This is a genomic window from Microvirga antarctica (genome assembly GCF_017921815.1).
GTDB classification, from domain to species: Bacteria; Pseudomonadota; Alphaproteobacteria; order Rhizobiales; family Beijerinckiaceae; genus Microvirga; species Microvirga antarctica.
The window spans coordinates 77,789-98,493 of record NZ_JAGEMM010000002.1; the positions used below are offsets into that span (position 1 = coordinate 77,789).

Genomic DNA, 20,705 nt, shown 5'->3' on the forward strand with positions numbered 1-20,705 from the left:
TTTGGAGGCCGGCGGTCGGCTCGGCCATCTGACATTTTTGCTGCTTGACAGCGCGACGGTCTTAGAGTACAAAACAAGAACACTGACGAAGTGTGACGATTTCCAGACCCGCTCCCCAAAACCCTTTCGCCGCTCCTGCTCTCCAGCTCGGGCGGTTTTTTCGTATGGATTTCCCATGGCAGCACGTGTGGTGCCGGACGCCCTCCGGCAGCAGGCCTTCATGTATTACGCCGAGCACGCCTCGGTACCGCTTTGCGCCATCGCGGTTTTTCTCGGGCTGAGCGCGAGAAGCTTCCGGCGCTTCCGGCGGGTTTGGGGGTGGCCGTCGTGGCCCGAGGCGATCGCCGCCGCGTCCCGGGCGACCATCACTGCCGGGGCGACGACCCCGCCGACGCTGTCTCCCCGATCCGGCCTGCGGGACGCTGCCGCCGCGTTGACGACCGCCACCCGCAGCCGCCTCGACGCGCTCATGGCCGATCAGGCCGGTCCCGAGGCCGACCACGACCGTCTGGCGCGGATCCTGTCGACCTACGCCAAGACGTTGACCATCGCCCGCACGCTGCTCGACCAGGAAGGGACGGCCCCCGATGATGCCCAGGCCGACGAGCCCGCCCCCCGCAGCCTCGGCGAATTGCGCGACGAACTTGCTGCCTGTCTTGAGCGCGTTGTGGCGGACGAGGAGGCTCGCGGCCGCGACGGAATCCTGGTCTGAGGCGGAGTTCGAGCGCGCGTTGCGGCATTGGCCGCTGCGCTGCCGCCCGGAGCAGCGGGTGCCCGGCCTGTGTCATGCGCGCCTGCCATGGACGATCTGGCTCATGCTGGGCGGACGCGGCGCCGGCAAGACCCGCACCGGCTCCGAATGGGTGCGCGGCATCGCGCTGGGAGAGCCGGATTTTGCCGAGCCGGCGCTCCGCCGCATCGCGCTTGTGGGCGAGACCTTCGCGGATGCCCGCCATGTGATGATCGAGGGACCGGCGGGCCTGCTGGCGGTCCACGCAAGGCACGAGCGGCCGACCTGGTCGCCGTCGCTTCGCAAGCTCGAATGGCCCAACGGGGCGGTCGCCCACGTCTTTTCGGCCGAGGATCCGGATTCCCTGCGCGGGCCGCAATTCGAGGCCGCCTGGTCGGATGAGCTCGCCAAATGGCGGCATGTCGAGGAGAGCTGGGACATGCTGCAATTCGGGCTGCGTCTTGGCGCCCAGCCGCGCCAGATGGTGACCACCACCCCGCGTCCCATCCCGCTGCTCAAGCGCTTTCTCGCCGACCCGAGGGTGGCGGTCTCCCGCGCCCGCACCGCCGATAACGCCTCCAACCTCGCGCCGGTATTTCTCGACACGGTGGTGGGGCGCTATCAGGGCTCGCGGCTCGGACGGCAGGAACTCGACGGCGAGATGATCGAGGACCGGCCGGATGCGCTTTGGACCCGCGAGGGCCTGGAGATCCATCGGCTCGACGCGGCGCCGCCCATGGCGCGGATCGTGGTCGCGGTCGATCCGCCCGCGACCTCGTCGCGACGGGCCGATGCCTGCGGCCTTGTCGCGGCCGGTCTCGACGAGGGCGGACAGGCCTATGTGCTCGCCGATGAGAGCGCGCGCGGCCTGAAGCCCTCCGAATGGGCCATGAAGGCGATCGCCCTCTATCGCCGCCTGAAGGCCGACGCCCTCGTGGTGGAGGTCAACCAGGGCGGCGAAATGGTGACCAGCGTCATCCGCGAGGTCGATCCGAGCGTGCCGGTCACCAGCGTGCGCGCCACCCGCGGCAAGTATCTGCGGGCCGAGCCCGTGGCGGTTCTCTACAATCAGGGCCGCGTGCACCATGTGGGCGCGCTGCCGGATTTGGAGGACGAGTTGTGCGATTTCGGCCCCGGCGGCCTGACCTCGGGCCGCTCGCCGGATCGGCTCGACGCGCTTGTCTGGGCGCTCACCGAATTGATGCTGCGCGAGCGCCTACAGCCCCGTATCCGCACCCTGTAGCGGGGCAGGGGGCCTGCCGGCCCGTTGAATCATTGCGTGAGGACTTCCCGCCAGAGCCCGGTGTTTTCGCGAAAAACGGTCTTCACGTGGTGCCTTAACGGAAGTCTTAACAAGGGTTTCGCCAAGCCATTTCGGCCAACGGCATCCCGTTTCACGTCCACCCCCGATCTGCGCAGCCCCAAACACCGCCCTTCCACTCCGCCGTCGAGGCGCGAGCCTGACATTGGGGCCACGCTGGAGTTCTTCATGTTCAAGACCTTGACCCGTCTCTTTCATGCGCCGCCCGAAGCCAAGGCGTCGCGCACCCAGCCTGCGCTGTCCCTCTACATGGCGGGCCATCCGGTCTGGACGCCCCGCGATTACGGCGCGCTCGCGCGGGAGGGGTTTCAGAAGAATGCCGTCGTGCATCGGGCCGTGCGGCTGATCGCCGAGGCCGCGGCCTCGCTGCCGCTGGTGCTGAAGGAAGGCGAGACCGAGCTCACCCGCCACCCGATCCTGACCCTCCTCGGCCGCCCCAATCCGCGCGAAGGCGGGCAGCGTTTTCTCGAGAGCCTGTACGGCCATCTCATGGTGTCGGGAAATGCCTATGTGGAGGCCGTGCGGATCGACGGCTCGGCGCGCGAACTCCATTGCCTGCGCCCTGACCGGATGCGCGTGGTGCCCGGCGCCGATGGCTGGCCCGCCGCCTACGATTATACGATCGGCCGGGAAACCATCCGCTTCGCCCCGCGCGACGGCGAGGCCCCGGTGCTGCACCTCACCCTGTTCCATCCGGCCGACGACCATTACGGCCTGTCGCCCATGGAAGCCGCCGCCATCGCGCTCGACATCCACAATGCGGCCGGTGCCTGGAACAAGGCCCTGCTCGACAATTCGGCCCGGCCCTCCGGTGCGCTGGTGGTTGGCGGTTCGACCCTGACCGAGACGCAGTTCGCGCGGCTCCGGGCCGAACTCGAGACCAACTATCAGGGCAGCGCCCAGGCGGGACGTCCGCTACTGCTGGAGGGCGGCCTCGACTGGAAACCCCTGTCGCTGTCGCCCAAGGACATGGATTTCGTCGACGCGAAGGCCGCCGCCGCCCGCGACATCGCGCTCGCCTTCGGCGTGCCGCCGCTGCTGCTCGGCCTGCCGGGCGACAACACCCATGCCAATTATGCCGAAGCCAACCGGGCCTTCTACCGCCAGACCGTCATCCCGCTGGTCAAACGCACCGCCGAAGCCCTGGTGCAATGGCTCGCGCCGGAGGCAGGCGCGCCGCTCGCGCTCCATCCGGATCTCGACGCCATCGAGGCGCTGTCGACCGAGCGCGAAAGCCTCTGGCGCCGCGTCTCGGCTGCCACGTTCCTGAGCGATGACGAAAAGCGCGAGGCCGTGGGCTATGGAACAGCCTTGGGAACGAAAAATCTGAGGCCCACCTAAAAACCGTTCTGTAAAAATGCGCTCCTACGAGGACAACATGCCATCACCGATGAATGACATTGCGATATTCGTTACGTGCATTTCCCGATCTCGATTCATCGCAGGATCGCATTGTATGTCGTAAGAGAAACCCGTCCCACGACGACATGAAATGTCGGCGTCGGAAGTTCCGCGAAGAGCCGGATGTCGACGATCAGCAAGGGGGCCTTGTGGTGCTGCCAGTGACACCGCAGGTTAAGAACGTGCCCCTCACTTGCCATCGGTAGACCTTCCTTTAAGTCGCTCCCGACAGTGAACGCCACATCTTCTGTCCTGCAAAGAATTGTGTCGAGTACTTCCGGCAATGGCTCGAAAGATTCTAGCCCGATGGTCGCAACCGCGTATCCGTATCCAATCTTTGCGAGAGTTCGTGCCAGCTCGACCGGTGAAATCCGACTCTTGAAGACTGCCTTGGGGTGAGTCCTATGAAAAGTCTCGAAAGCCTCTGATGCGTGAATGACATAGGGAATCCACTCAAAAATTCCGGTCTCGGCCGGAAGGCCCCGCAATATGGATGCCCGGCCAAATTTGTAGAAAAAGATTGGAGCAGGATAGGACGACCTAGAAATCGTCTCTGTGAGAAGCGAACCATCAGCGCTCACTGTTCCAACTTCTATTGTGGAGGGGCGCTTTGATTTGGAGCGTTTCGATCTCATGTTGAAACGGATCCGGAAGTCCCCGAAAATCTCGCGCCCGACCCTTTGTTCGTAGCGATTGATTGTCTTCTGGCACTCTTCACAACTAGCTGCCGGCAACTCCAGAGTGCCATTTAACGATTCCGGCACGATATGCTCAAGGCTGAGCGAGCAATTGCTGCGGCCGCAATAGATACAACTTCCAACAGGCGAGTAGAGAGTCCTCCCTATACCTGTCGTCGCTTTCGCCATCATCGTTTATAATGCATCAGTTTAACCAACGTAATATTTGATGCGACTCTAGGATAGAGAACACCGAATAGTCGATCAAAAAGCGCCCCTGCTAGGCGACTGATTTGCGGACTTCAAGTCTGCCGAGAACACGGTCGGTTCTGCCCGCGAAAGGCAGGGCATGCCTCTTGGAGGAATGTTCAGACTTTTGACTATTCAAAAGCATTTAGGGAGCTGTCAGGAACATATCGTGAACACTTTGGATCAGTTCGTCGAGGCTGTGATCAGCCGGGGCGACCTTGCGCATCTGGTTCTGTTCGCCTGGGCGATCGGGGCCTCGGCGCTGCTCTCCATGACCCTGCGCGATCTGCTGGCGGCGAACCGCCGGTTCGACGCCTTCGTGCGGGAATTGTCCGTCTTCAACCGTCGCACCAAGCGAGGCCCCCGATGAAACCTGCCAAACCCCGCGCGTCCTCCACCACCCGCAAGCCGTCCGCGCGCGGCGGCAAAGCCCCCCGCGCAACCCTGGAGCGGGCGACCTTCGTGTTTCGGGATTTCGTGCGGCAGCTCGAAAAGCTCGACACCCGGGCGGCCCGGCCGGGGCGGGGAGGAACCGCCTGATGGCCGCCTTGCCCGCCGCAGCGACGTTGCCCCTCCGCCATGTCGCGCCGGACGGCGTTTTCGAGGGCTATGCGAGCCTGTTCGGAGTGCCCGACCTCGGCCGCGACGTGGTGATGCCCGGGGCGTTTCGCGAAGGACTGTCCCGGCGCGGCGTCGCGGGGATTCGCCTGCTCTGGCAGCATGATCCCGGCGAGCCCGTGGGGCGCTGGCTCGAACTCGCGGAAGACCGCCGGGGCCTGCGGGTGCGCGGCAGGCTCAACCTCGCGGTCGGGCGGGCGCGGGACATCGACGCCCTGATCCGCGACGGCGGGGTCGATGGATTGTCCATCGGCTTTCGCGTCGAGCGGGCCCGGCCGGATCGTCCAAAAGGTCTCCGCCGGCTCGAGAAGATCGACCTGTGGGAAATCTCCATCGTGACCTTCCCGATGCTGCCGGACGCGCGGGTCGACGCGGTCAAGCGGCAGCATCTCCCGCTCGCCCAGACGATCCGCCGGACGGCCGAACGCCTGTTTGCCTGAACCCACAAGCCGCTGTTGGCGTTGACGATCAACCCGGCAGAAGCCGGCCCACCCATCAGGAGAACCGCGCCATGAAGACCCTCGCGTTCGTCACCCTCATGGCCCTCGCGGCCGCAGGCTGCACCACGACCCAGGAACGGGTCGGCGGCGCCGCAGTCGGCGCGGGCGTCGGCGCTGTCGCAGGACCGGTCGGCGCGGTCGCCGGCGCAGGCGTCGGCGCGCTCACGGGTCCGTCCGTCTCCAGCGGCGTCAGACGCGCCACCCGCTGAACCAAAGGCCCATCGTTCCAAACCCAACCCGCCGCAAGGCGGGTTTTTTTATGCCTGGTTGCACACAAGGATCATGCGATGCATTTTGAAAGTGCCGTGTCTCTCGGCGCGCGGATCGCCGCCGGCCAGACCACCAGCGTTGCCCTCTGCCAGATGTACCTTGACCGCATCGCGGCCAAGGACAGCCTCATCAATGCCGTCGTCTACCGGCGGAGCGCCAGCAAGATTCTCGCCGATGCCGCTGCGTCCGACGCGAGAACCGCGTCCGGCACACGCCGCAGCGCGCTCGATGGCGTGCCGTTTACCCTCAAGGCCGTGCTGGAAGCGGAGGAGACGCGCACCAGCACCGGCACCACAGCTGTCGATTACTATCCGCCCGTCGGGGCGGACAGCGATATCGCCATGGCGCTCAAATCCGCCGGCGCTGTTCTGATCGGCAAGACACATGCGCCTGGTGGCCCCGTCTTCACGGAGACGGCGGTGTTCGGGCGATGCAACAACCCCTACACGGCGGGTCGCAACCCAGGCTACGCAACCGGCGGCTCCTCCGGCGGCTCGGCGGCTGCGGTCGCGGCTGGTCTGACGGGTTTCGATATCGGCTCCGACGCTGCCGGATCGGTCCGTCTTCCCTCCAGCTATTGTGGGGTCTATGGCCTCAAGGCAACGTATGGGACGATATCGAGCGCAGGCGACATCTGGCCGGTCACGCCGGATCGCCCGCCTGTGTTTCGAGACCTGTGCACCTACGGGCCGATCGCGCGCAGTCTCGACGATATCGCGGCCCTGTTGCCCATTCTGAACGCGGCGAGCGTGCGCAAGCCCGATGTCGCCCCGCTTCGGCCGTTTACCGGGCCACAGCTCAGAAAGGTCGTGCTGCTCGACAAGATCGGCGTCTGGTACTGCGACACTGTCGTGCAGGCGGCCTTCAATGCCTTGGCGAACGCCCTGCGCGCAGCCGGCGTGACGGTCGTCCAGGCGTCCGCTTTCCCGCTCAACTACAATCAGTATGCAGGCTTCTACGACGCCTTGTGGAACTACCCGGGCGCGGTCCTCAACACCTATTACCCGACCATCAACGTCAACAAGCGCTCGTGGGACAATACCTTCTACACGGGCAATACGCGGCCCTTCGAGTATCACCTGTCCGGCATGGTGGAAGCGGCCAAGATGCGCTCGCTTCTCGCCTCGGTCATGGGTGATGCGGATCTCATCCTGACACCGACCCACGCGGTCGGCGCGCCGGTTGCCGGGACGACGATCCCTGACACGATCACCTACATGTGCATGACGGTGCTCTACAACATCACGGGCAATCCCGCCGTCAGCCTGCCGCTCGGCGTGCATTCGTCCGGTGTCCCGTTCGGGGTTCGAGCTGTCGGTCGACACTTCCGGGATCTCGATCTGATCCATCTGGCCAAGCAGGTCGACCGTTACGCCCGCGGCTTCGTTCCGCCCTCCCTCTGATCTCCGCCGCCGATCTGACCAAGCCCCCGCCCTCAGGCGGCCCACACCTTTTGAAGAAACCCAATCCATGATCCAGACCATCGAAACCAAAGCTCTGACCCCCGATGTCGCGTCCGCCGTCGAGGATTTCGCCCGTGCCTTCGAGGCGTTCAAGGAGACCAACGACACCCGTCTCGGGGAAATCGAGACCCGGCTCACCGGCGACGTGGTGACGGAGGAAAAGCTCGCGCGGATCGACGGCGCGCTCGATGACGCCAAGCGGCGTCTCGACCGTCTGGCGGTGGAGCGCGCCCGTCCGCCGCTGGGAGCAAACCCTGACGCTCCACGCGATCCGGCGCTCGCCGAACACAAGGCGGCCTTCCAGGCCTATATGCGGTCGGGCGAGGCTGCTGGATTGAAGCGGCTGGAGGAAAAGGCTCTGTCTGCCGGCTCCGGGCCGGATGGCGGCTATCTCGTGCCGGATAGCGTCGAGCGGGAGGTGCTGCAACGGCTGGCGGTCGTCTCGCCGATCCGCGCCATCGCGTCGGTGCGGGTGATTTCGGGCGGGCATTACAAGCGTGCCTTCTCGGTCTCGGGCCCGGCCGCCGGCTGGGTCGGCGAGACCGCGTCCCGCCCGCAGACGGCGGGGCCGACTCTCTCCGAGATGAGCTTCCCGGCCATGGAGCTCTACGCCATGCCGGCCGCGACCCAGACGCTGCTCGATGACAGCATCGTGGATATCGACCGCTGGATCGCCGACGAGGTGGAGGCGGCCTTCGCCGAGCAGGAGGGCGCGGCCTTCGTCAACGGCGACGGGATCAACAAGCCCAAGGGGTTTCTGGCGGCGCCGACGGTCGAGGATGAAATCTGGGAATGGGGGCGTCTGGGCACCATCCAGACCGGCGGGCCGCAATTTCCCGCCACCAACCCGACCGACGTGCTGGTCGATCTCGTCTATGCGCTGAAGGCCGGTTATCGCCAGAACGCCTCGTTCGTCATGAACCGCAAGACGCAGAGCGTCATGCGCAAGTTCAAGGACGCGCAAGGACACTATCTCTGGGCGCCGCCCGCAAGCCTCGGCCAGGCCGCGACATTGATGGGCTTCCCGGTGGTGGAGGCGGAGGAGATGCCGGATATCGCCGCCAATGCCCGCGCCGTCGCGTTCGGGGATTTCAAGCGCGGCTATCTGGTGGTCGACCGGGCGGGCCTTCGCGTCCTGCGCGATCCGTATTCGGCCAAGCCCTATGTGCTGTTCTACACCACGAAGCGCGTCGGCGGCGGCGTGCAGGATTATGCGGCCATCAAGCTGCTGAACTTCGCCGCCTGATCGTCACTGCCGCGTCCAGGCGCCCTCGCGTCCGCCGAGCCGCCGGGTGGCGTCGGCGATCCAGCGCTGATGGTCGACGAGCGGTGTCACCGCCGTCAATCCGCCGCACGCGCTGGGCTGCGTCGTCTTCAGTGGTCCGCTCGACCAGCTGACGATTCCCGACAGCCGGTAATCGCTGGCGCGGCCGGTGAGAACCGGTCCGCCGGAATCGCCCCGGCAGGCGCCCGCGCCCGTGGTCTCGGCGAGCCGGTTGCGGTCGACGGCGATCTGGACGCGGTTCGACACCTCGACAGTCCCCACCGAGACGAGAAGCGTCTGTCGGAGAGTGCGGGCGGAACGCTTGAGGTTTTCCGCCAGCACGCCGAACCCCGCGATGGTGACGAGGTCGTCATCCTCGATGCGGGTGGCCAGGCGCGGGTCCATCGGCACGAAGTCGCTGCCCAGCGGCCGCTCGAGCTTCAGCACCGCCAGATCGACGCCGGGCTGCGTGCGCGGCGTCGTTCCGCGCACGAAGGCCGGATGGATCGCGATCGCCATGACATTGACCGCCGCCGTTTTGAACGCCCGGCTCACCGACACGATGCGGTAGGACGCCTCGTCGAGCATGCAATGGGCGGCCGTCATCACGAGGTCCTGCGCGATCAGCACGCCGGTGCACAATTCGCCGGCGCTGTTTTCGACCGCCACCACGGCGCGCCGGACACCATTCGTATCCCGCGAGGGAGTGCCCAGCACGACGGCGTTTGCTGGTCCCGCAAGGAGCGCGACAGCCACGAGACTCAAAAACAGGGATGCGCGCATATGTCCAACAAACACCGAGGCGGGGGGCTCAAAACGGGAAGGCGTGAGCGCAAAGGATGTTCCGGCGGCCTGGAGAAGTCCACGCTTAATTAGCCCGCCATTGCGCATGACGCTGCCAGCCCGCGGCGACGCGGTCGATCCAGCTCCGCTGCGGCCCCACCAGAATGCCCTGCGTGGTCCCGCCGCATTTGGCCGTCTTGGTGCCGGCCGACCAGCTGGTGATCGCCACCACCACGTCGCCCGAGGCCATCGGCCCGCCTGAATCGCCCTGGCAGGCGCCGATGGCGCCCTTGCCGTCGGTCCAGAGCAGGATCTGGCTCGGCCCATAGGGCTCGACGACCGACAACGCGGCGGAGCGGAAGGTGCCCGTGGTCTTGGCCACGCCCTCCTGTGACAGGCCGTAGCCTGCCACCGTCACCGGGTCGCCTTTCGTCGGCCGCACCGCGGTGAGCGGCGCGGCGTCAAACCGCGCGGGCAGGGATTCGGGCAGCCGCACCAGGGCAAGGTCGATGGAGCGGGTGCGCTTCTCGATGGCCTTGGCATCATAGCCCGGATGCACCGCGATGGTCTGCGGTGCGATCAGCACGGGTTCGTTCGCCTCGTCACGGAAATGCACCCGGTACTGATCCGCACCGGTCACGCAATGGGCGGCCGTCAGCACCACGTCTGGCGCCAGAACCACGGCGCTGCACACACCGCCTTTCGAGCTCAGCACCATCACGCTCGCCCGCGACAGCGCGCCGTCATCGGGTGCCCCGCCGACGATGGCGCGGACCTCGCCGGAACCGATCAGGCCGGCGGCGAGCAGCAGGCAGAGACGCCGTTTCATCATCACGAAGGAATCCTGTTTCGATGTTCCCGATACTCGTCGAAGGCCCCGCCGTCGAGCCCGTTTCGCTCGCAGAGATGAAAGCCTATCTGCGCGTCACAGACGATGCCGAGGACGATCTCGTCGCCGGCCTCGTGAAGGCGGCGCGCATGATGGTGGAGGCCGCCTCCCGGCGGCTGGTCATCAGCCAAGAATGGAAGCTCATGCTGCCCGCCTGGCCGCACTCGCAGCGGCTGCCGCTGCCGCTCTCGCCTTTGATCGCCATCGAGGCCGTCGAGATGGTCGATGCTTTCGGGACAGCAAGGCCGGTCGACTCAGGGGCCATCGCCGCCGACCTGCAATGCGATCCGCCCGCCTTGCGGTTTCTGGCACCGCCGCCACCGGACCTGTGCGCCCATGAGCTCGCGATCACCGTGCGGGCCGGCTTCGGCGCTGCGCCCGCCGACGTCCCGGCGCCGTTGTGCCTCGCGGTCAAGATCATCGTCGCGCGCTGGTTCGAGAACCGCGGCGACATCGCGGGCGACCAGACCTTGCCGCCCGAGGCGCTGGCGCTGATCGGGCCGTTTCAACGCCCCCGGCTCTGACGCCGCGCCATTTTTTCGAAAGCCAACGCCATGACACCCAGATCGCAGCCCATCGGCAAGCGGGCGCGCCGCTTCGTCCTCGAACTGCCCCAGGATCGCCCGGATGGATTCGGCGGCCTGATTCGCTCCTACGCGTCCGGCCCCCAGGTCTGGGGCGCGATGGAGATGCTCTCCGGCACCGAGCGCGTGCGCGCCGACCGGCCCGAGCAGGCGCTCACCCACCGCATCACCCTGCGCTATCGCGACGGCGTGACCGGCGCCATGCGCCTCACGCTCGGCCTTCGCCGGTTCGCCATCCGGGCGACATCCGACCCGGACGGCGCGCGCCGCGATCTCGTCTGCCTCGTGGAGGAGGTCGGCCCATGACGAGCCCGATTCTCGCCCTGCGCCGCGCGGTTCTCGACATTGCGGCGGGCGACCAAGACCTCATCGCCCTGATGGGCGGCGCCCTGCAGCTCTACGACGAACCGCCGCGTGGCGCGACCGGTGTCTATGCCCTCTTCGGCGATGTGACAGCCGAGGATTGGTCGACCGATTTCGACCGTGGCTACACGCAGAATCTCACCATCGTGGTGTGGGGCGAGCGCGGCAGCGCACGGGACGCGCTTTCGGCGCTCGAACGCCTGTCGGTCATCCTGGACGATGCGGATCTCGACCTTGCGGGTCATCGCCTCGTCAATCTGCGCGTGACCGCGATGGCGTCGGCCCGCGACCGGGATTCGCAGCGCATCCGCGCGACCCTGCGCCTGCGCGCCGTTACCGAAACAGCCTGAGGCGTCAGCGCCGCAACTCACGAAGGATCAACACATGTCGGCTCAAAAGGGCAAGGATCTGCTCATCAAGATCGGCGACGGCGCATCCGGCTTCGTCACCGTGGCGGGCTTGCGCACGCGCCAGGTCGCGTTCAATGCCGAGACCGTCGACGTGACCAACTCGGAATCGGCCGGCCGCTGGCGCGAATTGCTCGCCGGCGTCGGCGTGCGCCGGGCCGGCATCACGGGCGCGGGCATCTTCAAGGACGAAGCGTCCGATGCGCGCATGCGCCAGGTCTTCTTCGATGGCGAGGCGCTGACCTACCAGATCGTCATTCCGGATTTCGGCCGGATCGAGGGGCCGTTTCTCATCACCTCTCTGGAATATCGCGGCGATCACGCAGGCGAGGTGACGTTCGAAATGGCGTTCGAATCCGCCGGCGCCCTCACTTTCGCGGCCCTGTGAGGGGAGGGGTTTCATGGCCAATCCGAGACGGGGCGAAGTCACCCTTCGCTTGAACGACGAAACCTACACCTTGTGTCTGACGCTGGGCGCGCTGGCGGAGCTGGAAGACGCCTTCGGCGTGCAGGATCTCCCGGCGCTCGCCGAGCGCTTCGGCACCGGCCGCCTGTCGAGCCGGGACCTGTTGGCCATTCTGGGCCTCGGCCTGCGCGGCGGCGGACATGCGGTCTCCGACAAGGCCCTGTCCGAGATGGCGATGAGCGACGGGATCGAGCCCCTGGCCGAGGCGGTCGTCGCGCTGCTGGTCAACACCTTCGGGGGCGCGCCGGCCGAGGGCCTAAACCCAAACCCTCCCGAGCCGCAGGATGCGTGAACGCGCCGCCGCCTGCCTCCTGGGAGCCTTTCCCCTGGGACGCGGCGATGCGGTTCGCGCTCGGCATTCTGCGGTGGAGCCCGGCTGCCTTCTGGCGCGCGACGCCGCGCGAATTGGTGGCGGCCTGGGAGGGCGCGAGCGGGCTGGTTCCGCACGTACCGGCGGACAGGGCCGACCTCGCACGACTGATGACGGCGTTTCCCGACGCCGTAAACCGATCCGGAGCTTCCCATGAATGACCCCAACGCCGCGACGCCCGGGCCTGCACCCGATGATGGCACCGCGCGCGACAGACAGCGCCAGCTCGACACCCTCATCGGCCTGTCCGACCGCTTCGGCACCACGATGACGAAGGCCTTCGCCAAGAACGTGGCGGAGGGCAATAAATTCGACGCCATGCTGAAATCCGTGCAGCGCTCGCTGGTGGAAACCGGCCTGCGTCTCGCGCTCTCGCCGCTGCAGAGCGGCCTGAAGGACCTGGCTGGCGGCGCCTCCGCGGGATCGTCCGAATCCGGCGGCGTGATGAGCGGCCTCGTCAAGGGCCTCGGGTCGCTTCTCGGCTCGGTGTTCGGCGGCGGATCGGCGGCGACGGGTGCTGCGGCAGCGCCCTTTGCGGCAGGCGGCGTGTTTTCGCGTGGCGCGGTGATGCCGTTCGCGCAGGGCGGCGTCGTCGGCGCGCCGAGCTATTTCCCCCTCGGGCGCGGCCTCGGCGTGATGGGCGAAAAGGGCGCGGAGGCGGTGATGCCGCTGGCGCGCGGGCCCGACGGCCGTCTCGGTGTGCGCGCGGGCGGTGGCGGTGGTGGGCGGCCCATGTCCGTCACGGTCAATGTGTCGACCCCCGATGCCGACAGTTTTCGCCGTTCCGAGGCGCAGGTCTCGGCGGCGCTCGCCCGCGCCGTCGCGCGCGGCCAGCGCGGACTCTAGCTCCGGTCGCCACAAGTCTTTGTCCCGCGACCGCGACATCACCCCTGCAAAAGGTCTCCGCGATGGCATCCGATTTTCACGAGGTCCGGTTCCCCCTCGATATCAGCCTCGGCAGCCGGGGCGGGCCGGTGCGCCGCACCGATATCGTGACGCTCGCCTCCGGCCGCGAACATCGCAACAGCCGCTGGGCGCATTCGCGCAGACGCTACGATGCGGGCCTCGGCGTGCGCAGCATCGATGCGCTCCATGCGGTGATCGCGTTCTTCGAGGAGCGGCGCGGCCGCCTCATCGGCTTTCGCTTTCGCGACCGCACCGATTGGCGCTCCGGACCCCCGGGACACGAGCCGACGCCGTTCGATCAGGCCATCGGCACGGGCGACGGCGTCACCGCCATCTATCCGCTGACGAAGCGCTATGGGGCGGCCTATGCCCCCTACCTCCGCATGATCGCAAAACCGGTCGGCACCTCGGTGCGGGTCGCGGTCGGCGGCATCGAACAGCAGGTCGGCAGCGCGTTCACCTGCGATCCGACGACGGGCGTCGTGACCTTTGCGGCGCCGCCCGCTGCGGGTGCCGCCATCACGGCGGGTTTTGCCTTCGACGTGCCGGTGCGCTTCGACACCGATGAACTCGACATCGACCTGTCGGCCTTCGAGGCCGGGGCGATTCCCCAGATTCCGCTTGTGGAAATCGTTGTCTGAGCCTGCTGCCCTTCATGCCCCCGGAGCCTTCATGCGCACCATCCCGCCCGCTTTCGCCACTCACCTGTCCGACGGCGTCACGTCCCTGTGTCATTGCTGGAAACTCGTCCGGCGCGACGGCACGGCCTTCGGCTTCACCGACCATGACGGCGACCTCGCCTTCGGCGGGATCACCTATCTCGCCCGCTCCGGGCTGGAAGCGGCGGAAGCGACGGCGGAACTGGGCTTTGCTGTCGGCGGCGGCGAGGTCGCGGGCGCCCTCGTCTCGGCGGGGCTCACGGAGGACGACATCGCGTCCGGGTTCTACGACGACGCGAGCATCGAGACCTGGCTCGTCAACTGGCAGGACAGCGCCCAGCGCCTGCTGCTCGATATCGGGTCGCTCGGCGAGATTCGCCGCGCCGATGGCGGATTCGTTGCGGAGGTGCGTGGTCTCATGCACCGCCTCGACGAGGAGCGCGGCCGTCTGTTTCGCGCCACCTGCGCGGCCGATCTCGGTGACGCAGCCTGCGGGATCGACCTGACGGCGTCGCGCTTCAGCGATGCGGGCACCGTCACCCGCACGGACGGCGCGTTGGCGATCGCGGCCTCCGGCATCGCCGGCGGCGACGGGCTCTATACCGCCGGGCGATTGACCTGGACCGGCGGCGCCAATGCGGGCGTTGCCGTCGAGGTGAAGGTCCATCGCGCCATCGACGGCACCGATGAATTCGATCTCTGGCAGCGCGCCCCGCAACCGATCCGCCACGGCGACACCTTTCGCGTCACGGCGGGGTGCAACAAGACCCACGCCATGTGCCGCGACCGCTTCGCCAATGGGGTGAACTTCCGTGGCTTCCCGCACATGCCCGGCAACGATTTCATCATCCGCATGCCGCAGCAGGGCGAACCCGGGCTCGATGGCTGAAGCCTGTTCGTTTGAGGCCATAACGATGACGGATTCTCCCATCGTCGCCGCCGCGCGCGACTGGATCGGCACGCCCTATCGCCATCAGGCCTCGCTCAAGGGCGTGGGCTGCGATTGTCTCGGCCTGCTGCGCGGCGTGTGGCGCGACGTGATGGGAACAGAGCCCGAATTGCCGCCGCCCTATGCGCCAGACTGGGCGGAAGCGGGCGCCGATACGCTGCTTGCCGCCGCGCGGCGGCATCTCGCTCCCGGCGATATGGACAGCATCAGACCCGGCGACGTGCTGCTGTTTCGCTGGCGCGGTCATCTGCCGGTCAAGCACTGCGCCATCGCCACCGCGTGTGACGCGATGGTGCATGCCCATGACGGGGCGTGCGTTGCCGAGGTGGCGTTTCGTCCGTGGTGGCGGCGGCATCTCGCCGGCGCGTTCCGTTTTCCCGATTGACCCACCCCGTGAGAGATCCCGCATGGCCACCATCGTTCTTCAGACCGTCGGCTCCGTCGTCGGCGGCATGGTCGCGGGTCCGCTTGGCGCGATGGCGGGCCGCGTGCTCGGCGGTCTTGCGGGCGCTGCCATCGACAACGCGCTGCTCTCTGGCTCGGAGGGCGACAAGAGTGTCGAGGGTCCGCGCCTGAAGGAGATCGACGGGCTTACCTCGACAGAGGGCGCGCCAATTCCGCGGGTCTATGGCCGCGCCCGCATCGGCGGACAGCTCATCTGGGCGACGCGTCTCGTGGAGGAGGCCAATACCAGCGTCGAGCGCTCCGGCAGCCAGGGCGGCAAGAGTCTCGGGGGCAAGGGCGGCAAGACGAAGTCGACCACCTATTCGTATTTCGCCAATCTGGCCGTGGGGTTGTGCGAGGGCGAGATCGCCTTCATCCGCCGTGTCTGGGCCGATGGCCGCGAGATCGACCTCAACGCCATCGTCATGCGCATTCACAAGGGTTACCAGACGCAGGCCGCCGATCCGCTCATCGTGGCCAAGGAGGGCGCGGTGAACGCGCCCGCCTATCGCGGGCTCGCCTATGTGGTGTTCGAGCGGCTGCCGCTGGCCGCATTCGGCAATCGCGTGCCGCAATTCTCCTTCGAGGTGATCCGCCCCGTCGACGGGCTGAACCGCATGGTGCGCGCCGTCTGCCTGATCCCCGGCGCGAGCGAATTCGGCTACGACAATCTGCCGGTCACGCAGGTGCTAGGTCTCGGCGCTTCCCAATCCGAGAACCGCCATCAGTTGCAGCGCTCCAGCGACGTCAACGCCTCGCTCGACGCGCTGCAGGCTTTGTGCCCGAACCTGCGTCGGGTCTCTCTAGTGCTAAGCTGGTTCGGCGACGATCTGCGCGCCGGGTCCTGCACCATCGCGCCGCGCGTGGACGTGACGACGAAACAGACCGACGGGTCCGAATGGGCCGTGGCCGGTCTCACCCGAAACGATGCCAGACCCGTCTCGCAGGTCGCGGGCGCGCCCGCCTATGGCGGCACGCCCTCCGACGCTTCCGTCATCCGCCTCATCCGCAACCTCAAGCAGCGGGGGCTCGAGGTGGTGCTCTATCCGTTCGTGATGATGGATGTGGCGATCGCCAACACGCTGCCCGATCCCTATGGGGGCACCGGCCAGGCGCCGTATCCCTGGCGCGGACGCATCACCTGTCATCCAGCGCCGGGCGTGCCGGGATCGCCCGATGGCACGGGCGCTGCGGCAGCCCAGGTCGAGCCATGGTTTTCGCGCGAATGGGGCTTTCGCCGGCTGGTGCTGCATTGTGCCGATCTCGCGGTGAAGGCAGGCGGCGTGTCGGGCTTCATTCTGGGCAGCGAACTGGTCGGTCTCACCCGCGTGCGCTCGGCCTCGGGGGTTTATCCGGCGGTCGACGCGCTCAAGCAGCTGGCGAGCGATGTCGGCAAGGTGCTGGGCAGCGCACCCGACCTCGTCTATGCGGCGGACTGGACGGAATACGGCGCGCATGTGCTCGATGGCGGCGACGAGGTGCGCTTCCCTCTCGATCCGCTCTTTGCCCATCCGGCCATCGACGCGGTGGGGATCGATTATTATCCGCCGTTCTCCGATTGGCGCGATGGTCCCGATCATGCGGATCTTGCCATCGCCCGCAGCATCTACGACGTGGATTATCTGCGCGACCGCCTCGGAAGCGGCGAGGCGTTCGACTGGTACTACGCGAATGCGGCACGCCGCATGGCGCAGCAGCGCACGCCGATCACCGACGGGGCCTTCGGCAAGCCGTGGATGTTTCGCCAGAAGGACCTCGTGTCGTGGTGGTCCAATCCGCATGTGGAGCGGCTGAACGGCGCGGAGATCCGCACCACCGCCTGGCGCGCCCGCGCCAAGCCCCTGTGGCTCACCGAGATCGGCATTCCGGCTGTCGACAAGGGGCCGAACGGCCCGAACGTGTTTCCGGATCCGAAATCCTCGGAATCCGCCTATCCGCCGTTCTCCCGCGCGGTGCGCGACGACCTCATGCAGGCGCGCGGCCTCGAGGCGATCCTGTCGCGGTTCGATCCGGCGCTCACGGGCCACAAGGCTGCCGATAACCCGGTCTCGCCCGTCTATGGCGGGCCGATGATCGACCCGGCCAACATGTTCATCTGGGCGTGGGACGCCAGGCCCTATCCGGCCTTTCCGGAGTTCACCACGGTTTGGGCCGATGGCGCCAACTGGGAAACCGGCCACTGGATCACCGGCCGCATCGAGGGCATCGCCCTCGACCGCTTGATCCGCGCGATCCTGAAGGATTTCGGCATCGCCGATCCGGGGCCTGTCGTCCTCGACGGTTTCATGGACGGCTACGTGATCGACCGCCCGATGTCGGCGCGGGCTGCTCTTGAACCGCTGATGCGGATCTTCGGCATCGACGCGGTGGCGTCGGGCGGCAGCATCCGCTGGCACGGACGCGGCGGCCGTCAGGTCGTGCCGCTGACATCCGACGATCTGGTGCTCGACGACAAGAACCCGCCGTTGCGCCTGACGCGCGCGCAGGAAACCGAGCTGCCGCAGCAGGTCGAGATCGGCTTTACGGAATCCGAGACCGAGTATCGCAGGGCAGCGGTCGCTTCCCGGCGTCTGGCGGGGTCGAGCCGACGCGAGGCGCGGGCCGATGCGCCACTCATCACGCGGCGGGCCGAAGCGCAGCGCCTCGCGGATGCGTGGCTGCAGGATCTGTGGGCGGCGCGCGAGAGTGCGGAGTTCGAGATCTCGCCGCGACGGATTGCACTCGAGCCGGGCGACATCGTGTCGGTGCCGACCGATGCGGGTCCGCGCCTCCATCGCATCGTCCGCATCGCCGACGGGCCGACCCGCCGGATCAGCACGCGCGCCATCGAGCCTGCCGTGTTCGAGACGCCGGGCGGGACGATGGCCCGGCCGGTCAAACGCCCGCCCAAGGTCGCCGGGAAACCTGCTGTCCTCATCCTCGATCTGCCGGTCAGCACAGCCGATCCGACGCCGCTGCAGTATCTGGCGGTGGCGGCCGATCCGTGGCCGGGTGCGGTCTCGGTCTATCGCTCGGGGACCGGTGCCAGCTTCGACGCCCACCGCCTTCTCGATCTGCCGGCGGTGATCGGCGTGACGCAAAGCGATCTCGCGGCAGGTCCGCTCTGGCGCTTCGATCCGAAGGCCGTGCTCGACGTGCAGATCTCGTCGGGGACGATTGCCGCCATCGATGACGAGGCGGCGCTCGCCGGCGGCAATCTGTTTGCCGTGCAGGGCCCGGATGGGCGCTGGGAAATTCTCTCCGCCGCACGATCCAAGATGATCGGCGAGAAGCGCTTTCGCCTGTCACGGATGCTGCGCGGGCTGGCGGGCAGCGAGGCGGAGGCCGGGCGGGTCGTCCCGGCCGGCGCGCCCATTGTGCGGCTCGACGAGGCGGTGGTCCCGTTGACAACGGACCTGCGCGATCTCGGTCAAACCTGGCGCTACCGCATCGGCCCGGCGGGCCGCGACCACGCCGATCCGAGCTTCATTGAGATGGCCGCTACTGCAGGCTCCGACCCCTTGCGTCCGCTCTCGCCCGTGCGCCTCCGCGCCGCGCGGCAGGCCGGCGACATCCGCATCACCTGGCAGCGCCGGACGCGTCTCGACGGCGACGGCTGGGAACCCGTCGACGTGCCGCTGTCGGAAGCGACCGAGGCCTACGAGGTCGAAATTCTCCGCGATAGCAGCGTCATCCGTACGCTCACGTGCACGCAGCCTGAGGTTATCTATCCGCTCGCCCAGGAGCTTTCGGATTTCGGCGTGGCGCAGGACGTCCTCACTTTGCGCGTCGTGCAGCTCAGCGCCGTTGTCGGCCGAGGATTCGGCGCGCCGCAACTCATTTCTATCGCCTGAGCGCCATTCATCCATCGAAGGAAATCTTATGTCCGCAACGCCCCATCTGGCGCTGCCGCTGCTGGCGGCCGCGCAGGCGCAGAAGCACGTCACCCATAACGAGGCCATCGCCGCCCTCGATGCGCTCGTGCATCTCTCAGTCAAGGAGCGCGATCGCCTCAACCCGCCATCCGACCCGCAGGATGGTGATCGCTATCTGGTCGGCGATGGCGGCGTCGGGGCGTTTGCGGGTCATGGCGGCGCGATTGCGCTGTTCGATCTCGGCGCCTGGCGGTTCTTCGTCCCGCAGGCGGGCTGGCGCGCTTATGTGGAGGCCGAGGATGTGCTTCTCGTGTTTAACGGGACCCGCTGGCGCGACTTCGTCGACGGGCAGGGCGCGTTTCGCCTTCTGGCCGTGGGAACGAACCCGGACGAGGGCAATCCCCTTTCGGCCAAACTCAACGCGACCCTGTTCACCGCCAAGAGCACGGGCGAGGGCGGAACCGGCGATCTCCGGTTCGTGCTCAACAAGGAGAGCCCCGGCAACGTCCTGTCGCAGCTCTACCAGACCGGCTATGGCGGGCGCGCCGAAACCGGGCTGATCGGCAATGACGATTTCGGCATTCGCGTCTCGACCGATGGGGCGCAATGGCGCGACGCGCTGCGGGTCGATGCGCGCACCGGCACTGTCGCCTTTCCGTCCGGCATCGCCACCGCGCCGGGCGCGAACCTGCTGCTGAACGCCTCGTTCCTCGTCAATCAGCGGGGCCATCCGGGCGGTGCGCTGGCGGCTTCGACCTACGGCTTCGACCGCTGGAAGGCGGGAAGCGGTGGCTGCACCGTCAGCCGCAATGCGGACGGGTCCGTTACGCTCAGCGGAATCCTCGAGCAGGTCGTCGACGTCGCACAGGCGCCGGCTCTGATCGGGCTGCCGCATTTCGGCGGCTGCACGCTGACATTCTCGGTGGAGAACCTCTCGGCCGCCCTGTCGGTGACCATCGGATCGCGGACAGTCACCCTCGCCGAGGGCGCGGGTCGGCGGGCCGTCTCGGTCTCCCTCGATGCGGTCACCACCAGCCATCTCCTGCTGCGCCTGCAGAGTGCCGCGGCCACCACCTTCGCGCATCCCAAGCTCGAAATCGGCCCCAACGCGACCCCGTGGATCGGCGATTGGCTCGAGGCCGACGAGATGCGGTGCCGCCGCTACTACCAGCGCATGGCAACCAGCGGATCGGCGCCCGCGATGGCGGGCGCGCTCGGGCAGCGCCGCGGCGTCAACATGATCGACATTCCCTACACGTTTCCGGTCCCCATGCGGGCTGCGCCCTCGGTGACGACGAGCGGGCTTGTCTGGGCGGCGGCCTCGCCCACCGGCAACCAGGCGGCCCTCTATGATCCCGCCGCTGCCACGTGGATCGCCGCCTCCGGCGCGGTCGGGTTCGGCACGGCGGTTGCGCCGAGTGCCAGCGCCATGGTCCTGCGGTTCCAGGCCATCACGTCGTTTTCGGGGGCTGCGGGCGCCGTCGGCCTTCTGCATTTGGGCAATACGGGCTTCGTCGCCCTGCAGGCGGAGCTCTGAC

Annotated in this window: 24 protein-coding genes; 21 read left to right on the plus strand and 3 right to left on the minus strand. The window is 67.4% G+C overall.

Annotated features, from left to right (window positions below):
* Positions 1 to 175: 175 nt before the first annotated feature.
* The 3 genes from J4G32_RS07675 to J4G32_RS07685 all read left to right on the plus strand — a co-directional run bounded on the left by J4G32_RS07675 (position 176) and on the right by J4G32_RS07685 (position 3,392).
* Positions 176 to 712 (plus strand): hypothetical protein, encoded by a 537-nt coding sequence (locus tag J4G32_RS07675; protein WP_210485613.1) that lies wholly within the window; start codon positions 176 to 178, stop codon positions 710 to 712.
* Positions 657 to 1,973 (plus strand): DNA-packaging protein, encoded by a 1,317-nt coding sequence (locus J4G32_RS07680; protein ID WP_485020562.1) that lies wholly within the window; start codon positions 657 to 659, stop codon positions 1,971 to 1,973. The genes J4G32_RS07675 and J4G32_RS07680 overlap by 56 nt, the downstream gene beginning before the upstream one ends.
* A gap of 246 nt (positions 1,974 to 2,219) precedes the next feature.
* Positions 2,220 to 3,392, plus strand: a complete 1,173-nt coding sequence (locus tag J4G32_RS07685) for a phage portal protein (protein ID WP_210485614.1) — start codon at positions 2,220 to 2,222, stop codon at positions 3,390 to 3,392.
* A gap of 95 nt (positions 3,393 to 3,487) precedes the next feature.
* Here the strand turns inward: J4G32_RS07685 and J4G32_RS07690 are convergent, their stop codons facing one another.
* On the minus strand, positions 3,488 to 4,321 hold the full coding sequence (locus J4G32_RS07690) for a hypothetical protein (RefSeq protein WP_210485615.1): 834 nt from the start codon (positions 4,319 to 4,321) through the stop codon (positions 3,488 to 3,490).
* Between the two features lie 226 nt (positions 4,322 to 4,547).
* Here J4G32_RS07690 and J4G32_RS07695 point away from each other — a divergent pair, with 226 nt between their 5' ends.
* From J4G32_RS07695 to J4G32_RS07720, 6 genes are all read left to right on the plus strand, one after another.
* Positions 4,548 to 4,748 (plus strand): hypothetical protein, encoded by a 201-nt coding sequence (locus J4G32_RS07695; protein ID WP_210485616.1) that lies wholly within the window; start codon positions 4,548 to 4,550, stop codon positions 4,746 to 4,748.
* Positions 4,745 to 4,918 carry a hypothetical protein gene (locus tag J4G32_RS07700; RefSeq protein ID WP_210485617.1) on the plus strand — a complete coding sequence of 58 codons (174 nt, stop codon included), beginning with the start codon at positions 4,745 to 4,747 and terminating at the stop codon, positions 4,916 to 4,918. Before J4G32_RS07695 ends, J4G32_RS07700 begins: the two co-directional genes overlap by 4 nt.
* Positions 4,918 to 5,436: an HK97 family phage prohead protease gene (locus J4G32_RS07705; RefSeq protein ID WP_210485618.1), complete on the plus strand. Its 519-nt coding sequence runs from the start codon at positions 4,918 to 4,920 to the stop codon at positions 5,434 to 5,436. Before J4G32_RS07700 ends, J4G32_RS07705 begins: the two co-directional genes overlap by 1 nt.
* A 71-nt stretch (positions 5,437 to 5,507) precedes the next feature.
* Complete coding sequence (locus J4G32_RS07710; RefSeq protein WP_210485619.1) at positions 5,508 to 5,705, plus strand: hypothetical protein; 198 nt, start codon at positions 5,508 to 5,510, stop codon at positions 5,703 to 5,705.
* 78 nt (positions 5,706 to 5,783) lie between these two features.
* A complete protein-coding gene (locus J4G32_RS07715) occupies positions 5,784 to 7,169 on the plus strand; it encodes an amidase (protein ID WP_210485620.1) in 1,386 nt (461 codons plus the stop codon).
* Positions 7,170 to 7,236: 67 nt separating this feature from the next.
* Entirely contained in the window at positions 7,237 to 8,475 is a 1,239-nt protein-coding gene (locus tag J4G32_RS07720; protein ID WP_210485621.1) for a phage major capsid protein, read from the plus strand.
* A gap of 3 nt (positions 8,476 to 8,478) precedes the next feature.
* Here the strand turns inward: J4G32_RS07720 and J4G32_RS07725 are convergent, their stop codons facing one another.
* Both J4G32_RS07725 and J4G32_RS07730 read right to left on the minus strand, forming a co-directional pair.
* The gene (locus J4G32_RS07725) at positions 8,479 to 9,249 is read right to left on the minus strand and encodes a S1 family peptidase (protein WP_343232610.1); all 771 of its coding nucleotides are present in this window, start codon (positions 9,247 to 9,249) and stop codon (positions 8,479 to 8,481) included.
* 112 nt (positions 9,250 to 9,361) lie between these two features.
* The gene (locus J4G32_RS07730) at positions 9,362 to 10,108 is read right to left on the minus strand and encodes a S1 family peptidase (protein WP_246504913.1); all 747 of its coding nucleotides are present in this window, start codon (positions 10,106 to 10,108) and stop codon (positions 9,362 to 9,364) included.
* Positions 10,109 to 10,128: 20 nt separating this feature from the next.
* Here J4G32_RS07730 and J4G32_RS07735 point away from each other — a divergent pair, with 20 nt between their 5' ends.
* From J4G32_RS07735 to J4G32_RS07790, 12 genes are all read left to right on the plus strand, one after another.
* The gene (locus J4G32_RS07735; protein WP_210485623.1) at positions 10,129 to 10,689 is read left to right on the plus strand and encodes a head-tail connector protein; all 561 of its coding nucleotides are present in this window, start codon (positions 10,129 to 10,131) and stop codon (positions 10,687 to 10,689) included.
* Between the two features lie 30 nt (positions 10,690 to 10,719).
* Positions 10,720 to 11,055: a phage head closure protein gene (locus J4G32_RS07740; protein WP_210485624.1), complete on the plus strand. Its 336-nt coding sequence runs from the start codon at positions 10,720 to 10,722 to the stop codon at positions 11,053 to 11,055.
* Positions 11,052 to 11,462, plus strand: a complete 411-nt coding sequence (locus tag J4G32_RS07745; RefSeq protein WP_210485625.1) for a DUF3168 domain-containing protein — start codon at positions 11,052 to 11,054, stop codon at positions 11,460 to 11,462. Before J4G32_RS07740 ends, J4G32_RS07745 begins: the two co-directional genes overlap by 4 nt.
* A gap of 34 nt (positions 11,463 to 11,496) precedes the next feature.
* The gene (locus J4G32_RS07750) at positions 11,497 to 11,907 is read left to right on the plus strand and encodes a phage major tail protein, TP901-1 family (protein WP_210485626.1); all 411 of its coding nucleotides are present in this window, start codon (positions 11,497 to 11,499) and stop codon (positions 11,905 to 11,907) included.
* A gap of 13 nt (positions 11,908 to 11,920) precedes the next feature.
* Positions 11,921 to 12,277: a gene transfer agent family protein gene (locus J4G32_RS07755; protein ID WP_210485627.1), complete on the plus strand. Its 357-nt coding sequence runs from the start codon at positions 11,921 to 11,923 to the stop codon at positions 12,275 to 12,277.
* On the plus strand, positions 12,274 to 12,516 hold the full coding sequence (locus J4G32_RS07760; protein WP_343232611.1) for a rcc01693 family protein: 243 nt from the start codon (positions 12,274 to 12,276) through the stop codon (positions 12,514 to 12,516). The genes J4G32_RS07755 and J4G32_RS07760 overlap by 4 nt, the downstream gene beginning before the upstream one ends.
* Positions 12,509 to 13,201 carry a phage tail tape measure protein gene (locus J4G32_RS07765; protein WP_210485629.1) on the plus strand — a complete coding sequence of 231 codons (693 nt, stop codon included), beginning with the start codon at positions 12,509 to 12,511 and terminating at the stop codon, positions 13,199 to 13,201. The genes J4G32_RS07760 and J4G32_RS07765 overlap by 8 nt, the downstream gene beginning before the upstream one ends.
* Positions 13,202 to 13,263: 62 nt before the next feature.
* Entirely contained in the window at positions 13,264 to 13,902 is a 639-nt protein-coding gene (locus tag J4G32_RS07770; RefSeq protein ID WP_210485630.1) for a DUF2460 domain-containing protein, read from the plus strand.
* A gap of 31 nt (positions 13,903 to 13,933) precedes the next feature.
* Positions 13,934 to 14,809 carry a DUF2163 domain-containing protein gene (locus J4G32_RS07775; RefSeq protein WP_210485631.1) on the plus strand — a complete coding sequence of 292 codons (876 nt, stop codon included), beginning with the start codon at positions 13,934 to 13,936 and terminating at the stop codon, positions 14,807 to 14,809.
* 25 nt (positions 14,810 to 14,834) lie between these two features.
* Complete coding sequence (locus J4G32_RS07780) at positions 14,835 to 15,254, plus strand: NlpC/P60 family protein (protein WP_210485632.1); 420 nt, start codon at positions 14,835 to 14,837, stop codon at positions 15,252 to 15,254.
* Positions 15,255 to 15,276: 22 nt separating this feature from the next.
* Positions 15,277 to 19,146 (plus strand): baseplate multidomain protein megatron, encoded by a 3,870-nt coding sequence (locus tag J4G32_RS07785; RefSeq protein ID WP_210485633.1) that lies wholly within the window; start codon positions 15,277 to 15,279, stop codon positions 19,144 to 19,146.
* A 28-nt stretch (positions 19,147 to 19,174) separates the two neighbouring features.
* Positions 19,175 to 20,704, plus strand: coding sequence for a DUF2793 domain-containing protein (locus J4G32_RS07790; RefSeq protein ID WP_210485634.1), 1,530 nt, complete (start codon positions 19,175 to 19,177; stop codon positions 20,702 to 20,704).
* Position 20,705: the final 1 nt, after the last annotated feature.

Excerpts from the sequence above, each read along its gene's own strand:
- J4G32_RS07790 (WP_210485634.1), top strand. The coding sequence starts at position 19,175 with ATGTCCGCAACGCCCCATCTGGCGCTGCCGCTGCTGGCGGCCGCGCAG.
- J4G32_RS07700 (WP_210485617.1), top strand. The coding sequence starts at position 4,745 with ATGAAACCTGCCAAACCCCGCGCGTCCTCCACCACCCGCAAGCCGTCC.
- J4G32_RS07740 (WP_210485624.1), top strand. The coding sequence starts at position 10,720 with ATGACACCCAGATCGCAGCCCATCGGCAAGCGGGCGCGCCGCTTCGTC.
- J4G32_RS07765 (WP_210485629.1), top strand. The coding sequence starts at position 12,509 with ATGAATGACCCCAACGCCGCGACGCCCGGGCCTGCACCCGATGATGGC.
- J4G32_RS07685 (WP_210485614.1), top strand. The coding sequence starts at position 2,220 with ATGTTCAAGACCTTGACCCGTCTCTTTCATGCGCCGCCCGAAGCCAAG.
- J4G32_RS07785 (WP_210485633.1), top strand. The coding sequence starts at position 15,277 with ATGGCCACCATCGTTCTTCAGACCGTCGGCTCCGTCGTCGGCGGCATG.
- J4G32_RS07705 (WP_210485618.1), top strand. The coding sequence starts at position 4,918 with ATGGCCGCCTTGCCCGCCGCAGCGACGTTGCCCCTCCGCCATGTCGCG.
- J4G32_RS07775 (WP_210485631.1), top strand. The coding sequence starts at position 13,934 with ATGCGCACCATCCCGCCCGCTTTCGCCACTCACCTGTCCGACGGCGTC.
- J4G32_RS07675 (WP_210485613.1), top strand. The coding sequence starts at position 176 with ATGGCAGCACGTGTGGTGCCGGACGCCCTCCGGCAGCAGGCCTTCATG.
- J4G32_RS07720 (WP_210485621.1), top strand. The coding sequence starts at position 7,237 with ATGATCCAGACCATCGAAACCAAAGCTCTGACCCCCGATGTCGCGTCC.
- J4G32_RS07745 (WP_210485625.1), top strand. The coding sequence starts at position 11,052 with ATGACGAGCCCGATTCTCGCCCTGCGCCGCGCGGTTCTCGACATTGCG.
- J4G32_RS07730 (WP_246504913.1), bottom strand. The coding sequence starts at position 10,108 with ATGATGAAACGGCGTCTCTGCCTGCTGCTCGCCGCCGGCCTGATCGGT.
- J4G32_RS07750 (WP_210485626.1), top strand. The coding sequence starts at position 11,497 with ATGTCGGCTCAAAAGGGCAAGGATCTGCTCATCAAGATCGGCGACGGC.
- J4G32_RS07780 (WP_210485632.1), top strand. The coding sequence starts at position 14,835 with ATGACGGATTCTCCCATCGTCGCCGCCGCGCGCGACTGGATCGGCACG.
- J4G32_RS07690 (WP_210485615.1), bottom strand. The coding sequence starts at position 4,321 with ATGATGGCGAAAGCGACGACAGGTATAGGGAGGACTCTCTACTCGCCT.
- J4G32_RS07770 (WP_210485630.1), top strand. The coding sequence starts at position 13,264 with ATGGCATCCGATTTTCACGAGGTCCGGTTCCCCCTCGATATCAGCCTC.
- J4G32_RS07715 (WP_210485620.1), top strand. The coding sequence starts at position 5,784 with ATGCATTTTGAAAGTGCCGTGTCTCTCGGCGCGCGGATCGCCGCCGGC.
- J4G32_RS07710 (WP_210485619.1), top strand. The coding sequence starts at position 5,508 with ATGAAGACCCTCGCGTTCGTCACCCTCATGGCCCTCGCGGCCGCAGGC.
- J4G32_RS07735 (WP_210485623.1), top strand. The coding sequence starts at position 10,129 with ATGTTCCCGATACTCGTCGAAGGCCCCGCCGTCGAGCCCGTTTCGCTC.
- J4G32_RS07755 (WP_210485627.1), top strand. The coding sequence starts at position 11,921 with ATGGCCAATCCGAGACGGGGCGAAGTCACCCTTCGCTTGAACGACGAA.